Genomic DNA, 1422 nt, shown 5'->3' with positions numbered 1-1422 from the left:
CCCATCCGCCGCACCAAGATCGTTGCCACCTTGGGGCCGGCCAGCGATCGCGAGGGCGTGCTGGAGGCGATGATCCGCACCGGCGTCGACGTAGTACGCCTCAACTTCTCCCACGGCAGCGCCGCCGACCACCGCCGCCGGCTGATCGCCGTGCGCCAGATCGCCGACCGCCTCGGCAGGAGCGTCGCCGCCCTGGGCGACCTGCAGGGACCCAAGATCCGCATCGCCCGCTTCCATGACGGTGCCGTGGTGCTTGAGGAGGGCCAGCCCTTCGTGCTCGACATGGCACTCGCCAGCGACGCCGGCGACGCCACCCGCGTCGGCTGCGACTACAAGCAGCTGGTCGACGACGTCGCCCCCGGTGATCGACTGCTGCTCGACGACGGCCGCCTGGTGCTCGACGTCGAGCGCGTCGAGGGCGCGCAGGTCCACACCACCGTGGTCACCGGCGGCAAGCTCTCCAACAACAAGGGCATCAACAAGCAGGGCGGCGGGCTCTCCGCCCCGGCGCTCACCGACAAGGACAAGGCCGACCTCGAGACCGCCATCGAGATCGGTGTGGATTATCTGGCCGTCTCCTTCCCGCGCCACGCCGAGGACATGCTCGAAGCACGGCGCCTGCTCGGCGAGGCGGGCAAGGAGATCGGCCTGGTCGCCAAGCTCGAACGCGCCGAAGCAGTGGCCGACGACGAAACGCTCAACGGCATCATCGAAGCCAGCGAAGCGGTGATGGTGGCGCGCGGCGACCTCGGCGTGGAGATCGGCGACGAGAAGCTGATCGGCATGCAGAAGCGCATCATCAAGCGTGCCCGCACGCTCAACCGCGCGGTGATTACCGCGACGCAGATGATGGAGTCGATGATCGGCTCACCGCTGCCCACCCGCGCCGAGGTGTTCGACGTCGCCAACGCCGTGCTCGACGGCACCGACGCGGTGATGCTCTCGGCCGAGACCGCCGCCGGCGACTACCCGGTGGAGACGCTCGAGGCCATGCGCCGGGTGTGCCTCGGCGCCGAGCGCGAGCGCATCGCCCAGGAGTCGGGTCACCGCATCCACGAGGGTTTCTCGCGCATCGACGAGACCATCGCGCTGTCGGCCATGTACGCCGCCAACCACCTCACCGGGGTGGCCGCCATCGCCTGCATGACCTCCACCGGCTATACGCCGCTGATCGCCTCGCGCATCCGCTCGGGGCTGCCCATCGTCGGGCTGGCCCACAGCCCCATCGCCCAGCGGCGCATGGCGCTCTACCGCGGGGTGGTCTCGCTGCCGTTCGACACCACGGCGATGGCGGCCAGCGAGCTCAACGACCGGGCGCTTTCGCTGCTGGTGGAACAGGGGATTGCCGAACCGGGAGATCATGTCATTCTGACCCGGGGCGACCACATGAACGCCCACGGTGGAACCAATACCCTGAAGATA

At 69.1% G+C, this 1422-nt stretch carries 1 protein-coding gene; it reads left to right on the top strand.

Annotation, left to right across the window (positions count from 1 at the left end):
* Positions 1–1422 (top strand): pyruvate kinase (gene pyk / locus HOP51_RS20825; protein WP_234275780.1); only part of this gene is annotated, 1422 nt, incomplete at both ends.

Origin of the sequence: Billgrantia zhangzhouensis (genome assembly GCF_021404465.1) — a bacterium.
GTDB classification, from domain to species: domain Bacteria; phylum Pseudomonadota; class Gammaproteobacteria; order Pseudomonadales; family Halomonadaceae; genus Halomonas; species Halomonas zhangzhouensis.
The sequence above is the reverse complement of the archived record's forward strand: the minus strand, read 5'-3'. Positions and strand labels throughout refer to the sequence as shown.